The sequence below is a fragment of the Arthrobacter sp. P4_F10 genome (assembly GCF_056401435.1).
On the sequence record NZ_JBFUJJ010000015.1, the window covers coordinates 50,735 to 63,833 of the forward strand.

A 13,099-nucleotide genomic window follows, 5' to 3' on the forward strand; every position below is an offset into this window, starting at 1 on the left:
TAACCGCATTACAATCATCTTGGGCCCCTTTGTGGGTCCGGGGAACAGCACTGAGGAGATCCACGTGGCGAGCTTTGTAGACCGGGTAGTACTGCACGTATCCGGCGGTACCGGCGGCCACGGCTGTGTCTCCGTTCACCGCGAGAAGTTCAAGCCCCTCGGCGGTCCCGACGGCGGCAACGGCGGCAACGGCGGCGACGTCATCCTGCGCGTCGATCTCCAGACCACCACCTTGCTCGACTACCACCACGCACCCCACCGGCACGCCACCAACGGCGGCCCCGGCATGGGCGACTGGCGCGGCGGCAAGAACGGCGAAACCCTGATCCTTCCGGTGCCCGTAGGTACCGTGGTGAAGTCCAAGTCCGGTGAGGTCCTCGCCGACCTCGTGGGCGAAGGCGACGAATACATCGCCGCCGCCGGCGGCATTGGCGGCCTCGGCAACGCCTCGCTGTCCTCCCAGAAGCGCCGCGCGCCCGGCTTCGCGCTGCTCGGCATCGAGGGTGAATCCAGCGACGTCGTCCTGGAGCTGAAGTCCATCGCTGACATCGCCCTCGTCGGCTTCCCCTCCGCCGGCAAGTCCAGCCTGATCGCCGCCATGTCGGCCGCGCGGCCCAAGATCGCCGACTACCCCTTCACCACCCTCATCCCGAACCTGGGCGTCGTCCAGGCCGGTGAGGTCCGCTTCACCATTGCCGACGTCCCCGGCCTGATCGAGGGCGCCAGCGAGGGCAAGGGCCTCGGCCACCACTTCCTGCGCCACGTCGAGCGCTGCGCAGCCCTCGTGCACGTACTGGACTGCGGCACGCTCGAATCGGACCGCGATCCGCTCTCCGACCTCGCCATCATCGAGGCCGAGCTGGAGAAGTACGCCGTGGACATGAGCTACAGCGGGTCCGACGGCGAAGTGGTTCCGCTGAACCACCGCCCCCGCCTGGTGGCCCTGAACAAGGTGGACCTGCCCGACGGCAAGGACATGGCCGAGTTCGTCCGCCCCGAACTGGAATCCCGCGGCTACAAAGTCTTCGAAATCTCCGCGACGAGCCACGAAGGCCTCCGCCAGCTCGGCTTCGCCATGGCCGAAATCGTCCAGGCCGCCCGCGACGCCGTCGCCGCGACCCCGCCGAAGGTGCAGGCCCCCGTGCTGCGCCCCCGCGCCGTCAACGAGACCGGCTTCACGATCCGCCGCGAAGAGAAAAACCTCGAGCCGCTCTTCCGCGTCCTCGGCGACAAGCCCGTGCGCTGGGTCAAGCAGACCGACTTCACCAATGAGGAAGCGATCGGCTACCTCGCGGACCGCCTGGCCAAGCTCGGCGTCGAAAATGAACTCTTCAAGCAGGGCGCCACACCGGGCGACACTGTGGTCATCGGCGAGGACGACGGCGTCGTCTTCGACTGGGAACCGACCATGATGGCCGGCGCCGAACTCCTCGCCTCACCGCGCGGCACCGACGTGCGCTTCGCCGACATCGGCGACCGCCCGACGCGTGGCCAGAAGCGCGACGAACAGCAGGAGCGGCGCGACGCGAAGGCCGCCGCCCGTGCGGAGCTCGAAGCCGAACGCAAGGCCGGCATCTGGACCGAGTCCGTCAGCGGACGCCGCGCGCGGCAGCCGCTCAAGGAGAGTGGACTGGGCGCAACAGATGACGAGTAAGACCGTCGTCGAGCACCGGTCGCAGCCCCTCAAGGCCCACACCCTCAGCGCCCCGGACCGCAGTGCGCTGTCCGGGGCCCGCCGGATCGTCGTCAAGGTGGGCTCGTCCTCGCTGACGTCCATCAAGGGCGGGATCTCCGAAGAGGCCCTGACCGGCCTCGCCGACGCCTTGGCGCACCAGCGCAACGCCGGCACCGAGATCATCCTGGTGTCCTCGGGCGCGATCGCAGCCGGCCTCGCCCCGCTGGGACTCGAGAAGCGCCCCCGCGACCTCGCCACCCAGCAGGCCGCTGCCAGCGTGGGCCAGGGCCTGCTGATGGCCCGGTACACCCACGCCTTCGGCGCGCACGGCGTCACCGTCAGCCAGGTGCTGCTGACCGCGGATGACCTCATGCGCCGCAGCCAGCACACCAACGCGTTCCGCGCGCTGAACCGGCTCCTGAACCTCGGCGTCGTCCCGGTGGTCAACGAAAACGACACCGTGGCCACCCACGAAATCCGCTTTGGCGACAACGACCGGCTCGCCGCCCTGGTGGCCCACCTGGTCCGCGCCGACGCACTCCTGCTGCTCTCCGACGTCGACTCCCTGTACGACGGCCCGCCGTCGCACGGCGCCAAACGGATTGCGCACGTCTCCGGCCCGCACGACCTCGACGGTGTCTCGATCGGCAGCACCGGCAAGGCCGGCGTGGGCACAGGCGGCATGGCCACCAAGGTCGAAGCCGCCAGCATGGCCGCCGGTTCCGGCATCCACGCCTTGGTCACGTCCACGCCGAATGCGGCTGCGGCACTGGCCGGCGAGGACGTGGGCACGTGGTTCTCCGTCAATGGCGCGCGCAAGCCGATCCGGCTCCTGTGGCTGGCCCACCTGGCCACCGTGCACGGCACCCTGGTGCTCGACGACGGCGCGGTCAAGGCCGTCCGCGACCGCCGCACCTCGCTGCTGCCTGCCGGGATCGCCGCGGTGAAAGGCCACTTCGAGGCCGGCGACGCCGTGGAGATGGTGTCTGTCGACAACACCGTGATTGCGCGCGGGCTGGTCAACTATTCCGCCGCCGAGCTGCCCCAAATGCTGGGCCGCTCCACGCGGGAATTGGGCAAGGCGCTGGGCCGCGGATATGACCGCGAAGTTGTTCATGTTGACGACCTGGTGCTGGTCTAGGTCCACTGGACGCCTAAACTGGAAGCATGACTGAGGCCCTGACTTCCGCCGCCGTGCCCGCCGCCGTGTCTGACGTGCCTGCCGGCACCGTTCCCGCCGGCACTGCCGTACCCACCCAGGGTTTCGGCGCGGCGCCGGATCCGGCAGGGACGCCGGCCACGGCAACGGACATCGAAGCTGCCGTCCACGCGATCGCTGACCGCTCGCGCCACGCTGCCCGCAAGATGGCGCACGCCAACCGGGCCTGGAAGGACCGGGGCCTGCGCGCCATCGGCAAGGCGCTGGTGGAACACAAACACCAGATCCTGGCCGCCAACGCCAAAGATGTCGCGGCAGGCCGGGCCGCCGGCACGAGCGCCGCCCTGCTGGACCGCCTGACGCTGACCGAATCACGCATCACGGCCCTCGCCGCGGCGCTGGAAAACCTCGCCACGCTGCCCGATCCCGTTGGAAACGTCGTGCGTGGCCAGACCCTCCCCAACGGGCTGCGCCTGCGCCAGATCAACGTACCCATGGGTGTGGTGGCCGCGATCTATGAGGCCCGCCCGAATGTCACGGTCGACATTGCCGGACTGGCCCTTAAGAGCGGCAACGCCGTCATCCTGCGCGGCGGGTCCGCCGCTGCCGCCACCAACGCCGCCCTGATCACCATCCTCCGGGATGCGCTGGAATCGGTGGGCCTGCCCGCCGACGCCGTCCAGACTGTGGACCAGTACGGCCGCGACGGCGCCAACGCCCTCATGCGGGCGCGCGGCCGGGTGGACGTGCTCATTCCCCGCGGCGGCCGCGAGCTGATCCAGGCCGTTGTGACGAACTCGTCCGTAGCGGTCATCGAGACCGGTGAGGGCAATGTCCACATTTACCTGGACGCTTCCGCCGGCGAGGAAATGGCCGTCGACATCCTCCTCAACGCCAAGACCCAGCGGCCCAGCGTCTGCAACACGGTCGAAACGCTCCTGGTGCACTCCAAGTCAACCGTCCTTCCCGCCGTCGCTTCGGCATTGCGGGCAGCCGGGGTCACCCTGCACGTGGACCAGCGCATCCGCGCCGCACTGCCGGCCTCGATCCAGACGGTGCCTGCCACGGAGGAAGACTGGGCCACCGAATACATGAACCTGGACCTGGCAGTGGCCATGGTGGACAGCCTGGACGAGGCCGTCAGGCACATCCGGAAGTGGACCACCGGCCACACCGAAGCGATCCTGACCAACGACCTCGCCAACGCCGAGCGCTTCATCTCCGAGGTCGATTCGGCCGCCGTGATCGTGAACGCCTCCACCCGCTTCACCGACGGCGGCGAGCTCGGCCTCGGCGCCGAGGTGGGGATTTCCACCCAAAAACTGCATGCCCGCGGCCCCATGGGACTGACGGAACTGACCACCACGAAGTGGATCGTGCAGGGCGAGGGCCAGGTCCGGGGCTAACAACGCTGTAACATGGAACGGAAGACCGGAACGGCGGACACCTCCGCCGTCGTCAAATTTTGAACTCACTAGGGGAGAACATGCTGTCGCAGCAGATCGCCACTTTCGTCGCCGCCGTCGGCGAATCGGGCCACGAGGAACTCGCACCGCTCATCGCACCGCCGTTTGTCATTGGCGGCTCCCTGTTCGTGATTCTGGTCGTCTTGCTGTTGATCACGCTGTCCTACTCCAACCTGGGCAGGCGCCACGTGGCTGTCGAGGAGCACTCGGATCCGCACCGCCAGCACCCGAACAAGCACGATCACAGCCAAGGTCACTAATATTTCCGCCACCATGAGGCAGCGCGGCGCCCAGCGCCGCCTGCGTCTGGGTGTGATGGGCGGCACGTTCGATCCCATCCACCACGGACACCTTGTCGCGGCCAGTGAGGTCGCGGCCAAGTTCGACCTCGACGAAGTCGTGTTTGTGCCCACCGGCCAGCCCTGGCAGAAGATGGCCAAGAAAGTCAGCGAAGCCGAGCACCGGTATCTCATGACAGTCATCGCCACGGCCTCGAACCCCCGCTTCACCGTCAGCCGGGTGGACGTGGACCGTCCGGGACCGACTTACACGATCGACACCCTGCGTGACCTGCACACCCTGCGACCGGACGCCGACCTGTTCTTCATCACCGGCGCGGACGCCCTGGCCCAGATTTTGTCCTGGAAAGACATCGATGAACTCTGGTCCCTCGCTCACTTCGTGGGCGTAACCCGGCCTGGCCACGTTTTGGACGGCATGGGCCGCAAAGACGTCAGCCTCCTGGAGGTCCCGGCCATGGCCATCTCCTCCACGGACTGCCGCACGAGGGTGGCCGAAGGCAATCCGGTCTGGTACCTCGTGCCGGACGGGGTGGTCCAGTACATCGCCAAGTACGGCCTGTACCACGCCAGCACCGACTCAGTCCGCCCCGATTCCGAACACGCTGAGGCCACCAACGCCGGCAACGGCGCGGCAGGGGTCGACCCCGCACAGCACGATCCCACCTTCGAGATAACCCAACCAGCCAGCACTGAATGAGTTTGCCATGAGTCAGGAACAGCCTCCCATCCGCAGCCGCCGCGAAATGCGACAGGCCAGAGATGAACGTCTGGACACTCAGGGACCGGGCGAACCGACCGAGGCCGAAATCACCGGCCGGAGCCGTCGCGTTGCCGACGCTCCCGTGGACTCTGTGCGTGGCGGTGCCGAACGGTCCTCTCAGGTCCGGGCACGGGACCGTGCCGCCTTGCGGACCATCAAGGAACTGGCTGAGAAAGAAGGCCAGCTGGCGCAGGGAGGGCCGCCCACCCGGCGCCAGCTGCGGCTTTTGGAGCTGGCGACCGAAACCGCCCCGGCCACCCAGGCCAACACCATCGTCCCGGTGTCGCCGCGGACCCGGGCCACCCCCGTGGTTTCCCCCGCTCAGAAGGACGCTGCCCCAAAGGATGCCGCCCAGAAGGGCGCGGTTCCGGCTGTGTCAGCATCCCCGGCTCCCAATGCTCCCGCGCCGGACAGCGCCGGACCCGGCCGGCAGACGCCCGAGGGGATGACCGTGGAGCAGGCGCTAGCCGCGCGCGAACTCCTCGCGGAGCAGGCCAAGAACCAAGTGGCCAAGATGGAGCACATCGCGGCCACGGATCCCGACGCCGTTGATCCGGCCGTCCTGGCCGAGCAGATCGCCCTGGCTGAGCGCGCCGCGATACTGAACCGCCGTGCCGCCGCCAAGCAGAAGCTCGCGGAACAAAACAGCCAGCCGGCGGTGCCCCGCAACGATCCGACCACGGCCAACAACCTGGCAATGGTCACGCCCTTGGAATTTGAGAAGGTTCCCGGCGTGGAGCGGCCCGTCATGAAGCGCCCTGCCACGTCGTATGTTCCGGTTGTCACCAACCCGGGTCCCCGGGTGGACGCGCCACGGAAACCCGGCGCGCGGCGTCCGGGCGTGTCCCGCCAGCGGCCCGCAGGCCCGGCTGGCAGCCGGGCAGGCGTCCTGGCCCGCGCAGAAGAAGCCGCCAAGGCCGGAACGGCGCGGCCGGCAAGCGCCGCGGCGAATTCCGCGGGGGAGACGGACGAGCGGTTGGTGGGCGGGGAGCCCGTGGCCGCGAATTCGGCCTACGGACTGGAACCCCTGGATGCCGCTACCGCCGGGCTGGGCCGGGCGCGGCGCCTCCGTCTGCTCCAGCTCGGCGTCCTGGCCCTGGGGATCGTCGCCCTCATCGCCGGCATCACCCTGATCGTCACCGGTCTGGCCCGCTAGGCCGGGGGCCCGTCCAATGGCACCCCACTAAGAACGGCACCGCGGCTGTTCTGCTGTTTCCCGCCGCAGCGTTCGCCCGACGGCCACCCAAGTTCAGCTTTTGACCCCACAGTTTTCATTCCAAGCATTTTTCTTCACCATAAATTTCATCACTACAAGGAGTCCCGTGTCTGCAACCGATTCATCCATCATTACCGCCCGCCACGCAGCCCGCGCTGCCTCGGAGAAGCTTGCCGAGGACATCGTGGCCCTGGACGTCAGCGAACGGTTGGCCCTGGCCGACGTGTTCCTGATCGCCTCGGCCCCGAGCGAACGCCAGGTCAATGCGATCGTGGACGGCATCGAGGACGAGCTCGCCAAGTTTGACCAGAAGCCCGTCCGCCGCGAGGGCCGCTCCGGCGGTCGCTGGGTCCTGCTGGACTACTCCAACGTCGTCATCCACGTCCAGCACGAGGAAGACCGCATTTTCTACGCCCTCGAGCGCCTGTGGAAGGACTGCCCCGTCGTCGATCTGCAGCTGGGCGAGGACGCCTCCGCCAAGGCAGCCGCCGCCACGGACACGGAGTAGCAACCCGCGCACCGGCCACGCCCATTGGGGCGAATATGCCCGATTTGGAATTTTCCGAAGGGCTGGTCTAAGATATTTGAGTTGCTTCGGAGAGATCCGGACAAAGAACCGGAACTTTGCGCGTCAGCAGGCGTGCTCGGAGCAGCGAAAATTCGGGGCTGTGGCGCAGCTGGTAGCGCACCTGCATGGCATGCAGGGGGTCAGGGGTTCGAGTCCCCTCAGCTCCACCGGATAATCCGCCGGAATCGAAAGATTCCGGCGGATTTTTTTCTGCCCGGATCCAGGGTGCGGGGCTGCTCCAGGGCGTGCCGGGCGAGCAAATTCACGGGCCGGGGTGCCGATTAGCGCGAACGCGATTTGTGGTTTAAGCTAATCAGGTTGCTTCAGGGAAGAYAAGAACTTCCARGGCAAATGAGGGGCTGTGGCGCAGCTGGTAGCGCACCTGCATGGCATGCAGGGGGTCAGGGGTTCGAGTCCCCTCAGCTCCACCAACCAAGGGAACCACCGTCAGACGGTGGTTCCCTTTTTCGTACCCCCCGCAGGTGTGCAGCCGGTCAGAAAGCGCGTCCGTCAAGACCGGACGTCACAAACTGTCATTTAAGCTCTCCACCCTGAGCTGGACCTTGCTATCGTCGCTAGGAGACGGCCGCCATGCGGCCAGCTGGAAGGCCATTTCCGGCTCCACGACTAAGGACCATCATGAAGCGCACACGACTTTCCGTTATCGGCCTCATTGCAGCAGCTGGACTCGCCCTGGCTGGCTGCGGCTCGGCGTCCACCACTCCGGCCAGCTCGGCGCCGGCCGCCGGTGCGGACACCTCCCTCAGCGACGTCAAGAGCTCGGGCGTGCTCAAGGTCGGCACGGAAGGCACCTACAGGCCGTTCACGTTCCACGCCAACGGCAGCGGTGAACTGACGGGCTACGACGTCGAGATCATGAACGCCGTCGCCGAGAAGCTGGGCGTCAAGCCGGCCTACCAGGAGACGCAGTTCGACGCCATCTTCGCCGGCCTCGACGCCAAACGGTTCGACGTCGTCGCCAACCAGGTTTCCATCACGGACGAGCGCAAGGCCAAGTACGATTTCTCCACGCCCTACACGGTGAGCACCGGCGTCGTCGTCACCAAATCGGACAACAACAGCATCAATTCCTTCGAGGACCTGAACGGCAAGACCACGGCGCAGTCGTTGACGAGCAACTGGTACAAACTGGCGCAGCAGAGCGGTGCGAACGTCGAGGCCGTGGAGGGATGGGCGCAGGCGATCACGCTGCTCAAGCAGGGCCGCGTCGATGCGACCATCAACGACAAGCTGACGTATCTGGACTACCAGAAGACCGACAACGACACCGCCATCAAGGTTGCCGCCGAGACCACTGACAAGTCACTGAGCGCCTTCGCCCTGCGCAAGGGATCGACCAGCCTGACCGACGCCATCAACAAGGCCCTCGGCGAGCTGGCGGCCGACGGCACCCTGACGAAGATCTCCCAGAAGTACTTCGACGCCGACGTCACGAAGTAGCCCTGTGACAGCCGCCGAGAAACGCCGCGTCCGGGTATGAGCATCAACTGGGAACTCGTGTGGTCATCGCTGGGCCCCCTCCTGTCGGGTGCAATCTTTGGCACTATTCCCTTGGCGCTGGCGTCGTTCAGCCTGGGCCTCCTACTGGCCCTGGTAGTTGCCCTCATGCGGCTGAGCCGCAACCGGCTCATCTCCGCGGTGGCGAGGATCTACATCTCCGTCATCCGCGGAACCCCGCTCCTGGTCCAGCTGTTCGTCATTTTCTACGGGCTCCCGTCCGTCGGAATCACCATCAGCCCCTGGCCCAGCGCCATCATCGCGTTCTCCCTGAACGTCGGCGGCTATGCCGCGGAGGTCATCCGGGCGGCCATCCTGTCCGTTCCCAAGGGCCAGTGGGAGGCCGGCCACACCATCGGAATGTCGCGCCACCAGACACTGGTGCGGATCATCCTGCCGCAGGCGGCGCGGGTCTCGGTCCCGCCGCTGTCCAACACCTTCATCAGCCTGGTCAAGGACACCTCGCTGGCGTCGCTGATCCTCGTCACCGAACTGTTCCGCGTGGCGCAGCAGGTGGCGGCTTTCAGCCAGGAGTTCATGCTGCTGTATCTGGAGGCGGCCGTGATCTACTGGATCATCTGCCTCGTCCTCGCCAGCGGACAGTCCGCCCTGGAGAAGAGATTGGACCGCTATGTCGCCCACTGAACCGCTTCCCCCGGAACCGCTTGAACCGCCGCCCCCTGGGAATACGCTTCCGGACGCCGCTGTCCCGGTGGACGCCCTGCTGACCGTCACGGGCCTGCGCAAGGCGTTCGGCCACCATGTTGTGCTGAAATCCATCGACCTTGAAGTCCGCCGCGGCGAAGTGGTTACGTTGATCGGGCCGTCCGGGTCGGGCAAGACGACAGTGCTCCGGTGCCTGAACGGCCTCGAAATGCCCGACGCCGGCGTTGCCGAGTTCGCGGGGCAACTGACCGTCGACTTTTCCACTCCGGTGGCGAAGAAGCAGGTGCTCGCCTTACGGGACCGCAGCGCCATGGTGTTCCAGCACTACAACCTCTTCCCGCACAAGACCGTCTTGGAGAACGTGATCGAGGGCCCGGTCCAGGTGCAGAAGCGGCCCAAGGCTGAGGCGATCCAGGAGGCACGGGAACTGCTGGAGCGCGTCGGCCTGGCCGGCAAGGAGAACAGCTATCCGTTCGAGCTCTCCGGCGGCCAGCAGCAGCGTGTCGGGATTGTGCGTGCCCTCGCCCTGCGCCCGCAGCTGCTGCTCTTCGACGAGCCGACCTCGGCGCTGGACCCCGAACTCGTGGGCGAGGTGCTGACCGTCATCAAGGAACTCGCGGACGAAGGCTGGACCATGGTGGTGGTCACCCACGAGCTCGCGTTCGCCCGCCAGGTGGCCGACGAAGTCATCTTCATGGACGGCGGCGTGGTGGTCGAGCGCGGCCACCCCGACACCGTCCTGCGGGACCCGCGGGAGGAACGCACGCGGCAGTTCGTGGATCGCCTGCTGAACCCGTTCTGAGGCAACCAGCCAGCGGCGGCCAATAGCGGCCAGCAAAGCGGCGACCCAAAGCGGCGACTAAACTTGGACGCGTGAACGATACCCTGCCCCCGTGCCCCGAATGCTCCAGCGAATACACCTATGAAATGGGGGCGCTCCTGGTCTGCCCGGAGTGCGCGCACGAATGGTCCGCGTCCGCGGAAACTGACACAGACGCCGGCGGCGCCGCCCCTGCCGACGCCGTCGTCAAGGACGCGGTGGGCAACGTCCTCGCCGACGGCGACACCGTCACAGTGGTCAAGGACCTGAAAATCAAGGGCAGCTCCACGGTCATCAAGGTCGGCACTAAGGTCCGCGGTATCCGTCTGGTCAACGGTGTGGGCGACCACGACATCGACTGCAAGGTGGACGGCGTGGGCCCCATGCAGCTCAAGTCCAGCGTCGTCAAAAAGATCTGACCGGGGCCGGAGCGTGACTGTGGAGACGGCGCGCCGGGCCGACGTCGTCGTGGTCGGCGCCGGGCAGGCGGGGCTGTCGGCGGCCTACCACCTTCAGCGCCGCGGCTTCATCCCGGCCGGCCCTGCCGGGGCCGGCACGGGGCAGACCGCGGCAGAAGGACCAGCAGCGGCGGAGGCCCCGCCTGCGGGGACGTATGTCGTGCTCGACGCCGAGGACGGGCCCGGCGGCGCCTGGCGGCACCGCTGGAAGAGCCTGCTCATGGCCACGGTGAACGGCATCAGCGACCTCCCGGGAATCCCACAGCCCGACGTGGATCCCGCCGAGGCCAGCTCCAGTTTCCTCACCCGCTATTTCGGCGGGTACGAACACGACCTCGGCCTCGCGATCGAGCGGCCCGTTAAAGTGCAGTCGGTGACCCGGGAAGACGCTGATCCCGCCGGACGGTTGACCATCACCACTTCCAGCGGCGGGTTCTCTGCCCGCGCCGTGATCAACGCGACCGGCACCTGGACCCGGCCGTTCTGGCCCATCTATCCGGGCAAGGCCAGCTTCCGCGGCCGGCAATTGCACGTTGCCGACTACGTTTCCGCCGGCGAATTCCGCGGCCAGCATGTCATCGTGGTCGGCGGCGGGATCTCGGCTGTCGGGCTGCTCGATGAAATCTCCAAGTTCACCAGCACCACGTGGTTCACGCGCCGGGTACCTCTCTGGCGCGAGGCCGCCTTCGACCGGCAGGCGGGCCACGACGCCGTCGCCCTCGTTGAGGAGCGGGTGCGCCAGGGCCTCCCGCCGCAGAGCGTCGTCTCCGTGACGGGCCTGATCTGGACCCCGGCCCTGCGCGCCGCCGCGGCGCGCGGCGTCCTTGACCGGCACCCCATGTTCACCGCGATCGAGCCCGACGGCGTGCGGATGGCTGACGGCAGCTTCCTGGCCGCCGGGGTAATCCTGTGGGCCACGGGATTCCGGGCCGAACTCGAACACCTCGCCCCGTTGCACCTGCGCGGACCTGGCGGCGGCATCGCGATGGACGGCACCCAGGTCGCGGCCGAGCCGCGGGTCCACCTCGTCGGCTACGGGCCGTCCTCGTCCACGATAGGCGCCAACCGTGCCGGCCGGGCCGCCGTGGCGGGCATCGTCACACTGCTGGCCCGGACCGGTATAACGTAAAACGTAAAACGTAAAACACTGCAGTGCAGTACCCAGGGCCCACGTACCGGGTCCCGGCACCCCAGCCAAATTCCCAAGCCCAAGTAGAAACGGCGGCACAACGCGCGTGACGGACAACAACTTCGAATCGCTCTTTGCCCGGCTGGGACGATTCCCCGACGTCGAGGCCGCCAACCTGCAGGCCTGGGATGCCACGGACAAGCTCCTGCTGGAGGCCGCCGCCGGCCTGCTGCAGCCCGGGGGACGGCTCACGGTCATGGGGGACCGGTACGGCGCCCTGACACTCGGGGCGCTGACGCTCGGGGCGCACCCTGTCCGGGTCCACCAGGACCTCATCACCGGTGAACGGGCGCTGCGGGCGAACGCCGAGGCCCTGGAGATCGACGCCGGCTTCGAACACCTCCCGTTGGGCGCCGGCCTGTTGGAGGGCGCGTCACTGGTCCTGCTCCAGTTGCCCCGGTCCCTGGCGGAACTCGAGGAGATCGCCGACGCCGTCGCCCGCTACGCCGCTCCCGACGTCGTGCTGCTGGCGGGCGGACGCGTCAAACACATGAGCCTGGGCATGAACGCCGTGCTGGCGCGCTACTTCGAGGACGTCCAGCCCCAACTGGCCCGGCAGAAATCACGGCTCCTGCTGGCCCGGCGCCCCAAGCCGGTCCCGGCCGCGCTGCCCTTCCCGGTCACTGAGGTCAATGACGAACTGGGCCTCACGGTCTGCGCACGCGGCGCCGTGTTTGCCGGCACCGGGCTGGACATCGGAACCAGGTTCCTGCTGGACTTCCTGCCCCGGATGCCGCACGCCACCCGTGCCGTTGACCTTGGCTGCGGCACCGGAATCCTCGCCGCGATGTACGCCCGTGCCAACCCCGGCGCCCGCGTCACCGCCACGGACCGGTCCGCGGCCGCCGTCGACTCTGCCCTCGCCACGTCCCGGGCGAACGGCCTGGACGGCCGGATCGACGTGCTCCAGGACGACGCCATGAGCTCTCTGCCGGACGCCGGCGCGGACCTGGTCCTGCTCAACCCGCCTTTCCATCTTGAAGCGGCCGTCCACTCCGGCGCAGGGATCAAGCTGATCGAAGCGGCAGGCAGGGTGCTCGCCCCGGGCGGGGAGCTCTGGACCGTGTTCAACAGCCACCTGCACTACCGGCCGGCACTCGAACGCCTGATCGGGCCCACCCGCGAGGTCGGCAGGAATCCGAAGTTCACCGTGACGGCAAGCACCCGGCGGCCGTAGCGGCAGAAACATTGTGTCTGAAAAGCGCAAGTGTGGGCGCAGGCCTGCACGTAACGTACGATTCTGACAACTGCTGTGCGTGGCCAAAGACGTTTAGAGGTATCAGTGACCGAGTTCCGGCAACC

General features: G+C 67.5%; 13 protein-coding genes and 2 tRNA genes. All 15 read left to right on the plus strand.

The window, feature by feature from the left end; genetic code table 11:
• Positions 1–64: 64 nt before the first annotated feature.
• Positions 65–1,654: a GTPase ObgE gene (obgE, locus tag AC1DR1_RS15290; RefSeq protein WP_229993369.1), complete on the plus strand. Its 1,590-nt coding sequence runs from the start codon at positions 65–67 to the stop codon at positions 1,652–1,654.
• Positions 1,644–2,816, plus strand: a complete 1,173-nt coding sequence (gene proB / locus AC1DR1_RS15295; protein WP_229993368.1) for a glutamate 5-kinase — start codon at positions 1,644–1,646, stop codon at positions 2,814–2,816. The genes obgE and proB overlap by 11 nt, the downstream gene beginning before the upstream one ends.
• Positions 2,817–2,842: 26 nt before the next feature.
• Positions 2,843–4,240, plus strand: coding sequence for a glutamate-5-semialdehyde dehydrogenase (locus AC1DR1_RS15300; RefSeq protein WP_476992842.1), 1,398 nt, complete (start codon positions 2,843–2,845; stop codon positions 4,238–4,240).
• A gap of 80 nt (positions 4,241–4,320) precedes the next feature.
• Positions 4,321–4,560 carry a hypothetical protein gene (locus AC1DR1_RS15305; RefSeq protein WP_229993366.1) on the plus strand — a complete coding sequence of 80 codons (240 nt, stop codon included), beginning with the start codon at positions 4,321–4,323 and terminating at the stop codon, positions 4,558–4,560.
• A 55-nt stretch (positions 4,561–4,615) separates the two neighbouring features.
• Complete coding sequence (gene nadD, locus AC1DR1_RS15310; RefSeq protein WP_229993396.1) at positions 4,616–5,299, plus strand: nicotinate-nucleotide adenylyltransferase; 684 nt, start codon at positions 4,616–4,618, stop codon at positions 5,297–5,299.
• A 7-nt stretch (positions 5,300–5,306) separates the two neighbouring features.
• Positions 5,307–6,518 (plus strand): hypothetical protein, encoded by a 1,212-nt coding sequence (locus tag AC1DR1_RS15315; RefSeq protein WP_229993365.1) that lies wholly within the window; start codon positions 5,307–5,309, stop codon positions 6,516–6,518.
• 166 nt (positions 6,519–6,684) lie between these two features.
• Positions 6,685–7,086: a ribosome silencing factor gene (gene rsfS / locus AC1DR1_RS15320; protein ID WP_364743944.1), complete on the plus strand. Its 402-nt coding sequence runs from the start codon at positions 6,685–6,687 to the stop codon at positions 7,084–7,086.
• A 154-nt stretch (positions 7,087–7,240) separates the two neighbouring features.
• Positions 7,241–7,313, plus strand: a tRNA-Ala gene (locus AC1DR1_RS15325).
• 188 nt (positions 7,314–7,501) lie between these two features.
• Positions 7,502–7,577, plus strand: a tRNA-Ala gene (locus AC1DR1_RS15330).
• Between the two features lie 208 nt (positions 7,578–7,785).
• Entirely contained in the window at positions 7,786–8,607 is an 822-nt protein-coding gene (locus tag AC1DR1_RS15335; RefSeq protein ID WP_229993363.1) for an amino acid ABC transporter substrate-binding protein, read from the plus strand.
• Positions 8,608–8,643: 36 nt separating this feature from the next.
• Positions 8,644–9,309, plus strand: coding sequence for an amino acid ABC transporter permease (locus tag AC1DR1_RS15340; RefSeq protein WP_229993362.1), 666 nt, complete (start codon positions 8,644–8,646; stop codon positions 9,307–9,309).
• Positions 9,296–10,132, plus strand: coding sequence for an amino acid ABC transporter ATP-binding protein (locus AC1DR1_RS15345; RefSeq protein WP_290369346.1), 837 nt, complete (start codon positions 9,296–9,298; stop codon positions 10,130–10,132). The genes AC1DR1_RS15340 and AC1DR1_RS15345 overlap by 14 nt, the downstream gene beginning before the upstream one ends.
• Positions 10,133–10,203: 71 nt before the next feature.
• Complete coding sequence (locus tag AC1DR1_RS15350; protein ID WP_229993361.1) at positions 10,204–10,569, plus strand: zinc ribbon domain-containing protein YjdM; 366 nt, start codon at positions 10,204–10,206, stop codon at positions 10,567–10,569.
• A 13-nt stretch (positions 10,570–10,582) separates the two neighbouring features.
• Positions 10,583–11,737 (plus strand): NAD(P)-binding domain-containing protein, encoded by a 1,155-nt coding sequence (locus AC1DR1_RS15355; protein WP_476992843.1) that lies wholly within the window; start codon positions 10,583–10,585, stop codon positions 11,735–11,737.
• A 106-nt stretch (positions 11,738–11,843) separates the two neighbouring features.
• Positions 11,844–12,974 carry a class I SAM-dependent methyltransferase gene (locus AC1DR1_RS15360; protein WP_229993359.1) on the plus strand — a complete coding sequence of 377 codons (1,131 nt, stop codon included), beginning with the start codon at positions 11,844–11,846 and terminating at the stop codon, positions 12,972–12,974.
• Positions 12,975–13,099 lie beyond the last annotated feature (125 nt).